The organism is Streptomyces sp. URMC 126 (assembly GCF_051386555.1).
Lineage (GTDB): Bacteria > Actinomycetota > Actinomycetes > Streptomycetales > Streptomycetaceae > Streptomyces.
In genome coordinates this window covers 1-1,477 of record NZ_JBPQTX010000597.1, presented here as the reverse complement: position 1 = coordinate 1,477, position 1,477 = coordinate 1, and the positions used below count along the sequence as shown (strand labels likewise).

1 protein-coding gene is annotated in these 1,477 nt (G+C 75.0%); it reads right to left on the bottom strand.

What is annotated here, in order from left to right:
* Nucleotides 1–27: 27 nt before the first annotated feature.
* The coding region (locus ACSNOK_RS32995; protein ID WP_436784468.1) for a S1C family serine protease at nt 28–1,477 on the bottom strand (1,450 nt) is incomplete at its 5' end.

Below are 1,477 nucleotides of genomic sequence, written 5' to 3'. Positions count from 1 at the left end.
GGGTCCGTGGGGGTGGTGGGGTGGGGGTTACTTGTCGCCCGTGCGTTCGCCCAGGACGATGTCGGTCGTCGTCTGCTTGCCGTTGCGGACGTAGGTGATCGAGACCTTGGTGCCGGGCTTGTGAGTCCAGATCTCGCTGATCAGCGTCGGACCGCTGTCGATCTTGGTGTCGGCGAGCTTGGTGATCACGTCGCCGGGCTTGAGGCCGGCCTTGTCCGCCGGGCCACCCGGGGTCACCGCCGCGGCGCCGTCGGTGCCGTTGTCGGCGATGCGGGCGCCCGTGCCGCCGTCCTTCATGTTCACGGTGGCGCCGATCACGGGGTAGACCGGCTTGCCGGTCTTGATCAGCTGGTCGGCGACGTTCTTCGCCTGGTTGATGGGGATGGCGAAGCCCAGCCCGATGCTGCCCGACTGGCCCTGGGCGCCGGGGAAGCCGCCGCCGTTGTTGGCGGACTGGATGGCCGAGTTGATGCCGATCACCGCGCCCTGGGCGTTGAGCAGCGGGCCGCCCGAGTTGCCGGGGTTGATCGAGGCGTCGGTCTGCAGGGCGCTCATGTAGGAGGCGTTGCCGCTGCCGCCGCCGTCGCTGGAGGCGACAGGGCGCTTCTTGGCGCTCACGATGCCCGTGGTGACCGTGCCGGAGAGGCCGAACGGCGCGCCGATCGCGACGGTCGCGTCGCCCACGGCGGTCTTGTCCGAGTCGCCCAGGGGCAGCGGGCTGAGCTTGGCGTCGGACGGGTTCTTCAGCTTGATGACCGCGACGTCGTAGCCCTGGGCGCGCCCGATGACCTCCGCGTCGTACTGCTTGCCGTTGGAGAACGTCACGGACAGCCGGCCGCCCTCGGCGGCCGAGGCGACGACGTGGTTGTTGGTGAGGATGTGGCCCTCGGTGTCGTAGACGAAGCCCGTCCCGGTGCCGCCCTCGCCGCCGCTGCCCTGCGCCTCGATCGTCACGACGCTGGGCAGCGCCTTGGCGGCGATGTCCGCGACCGAACCGGGCGTCCTGCTGGCGGTCTTCGGGTCGCCGGGGGCGGAGACGGTCGTGGACGAGGTGTCGCTCCGGTTCGCCGCCCAGTAGCCGATGCCGCCGCCGGCCGCCCCGGCGACCAGGGCGGCCACCAGGACCGCCACCGCGAGGCCGCCCCCGCGCCGGCGCCGCGGCGGCTCGGGGGCGCCCCAGGGGGCGGCCAGCGGGACGAGCGGGCCGCCGTGCCCGGCCGCGTCCTGCGGGACCGGGCCGTACGTCGTGGGAGCACCCGCCGTCGGGGCGCCCGCCGCGTTGAACCACGGGCCCTGCTCCGGGTGCCGGGCGGCCTCGCCCTGCCCGGCGGACGGGGGAGGGGTGCCGGGGACCGGCGGAGCGGCAGCGGCGTCGGGAGCGGCCGGCGGCTGCCCGGCCCGCCCGTCGCGCTCCTCCGGCGCGGTGGAGCCGGCGGGCGGGGCGGCGGGCGCGGGAGGAGCCTGGGGGGCGGGACGA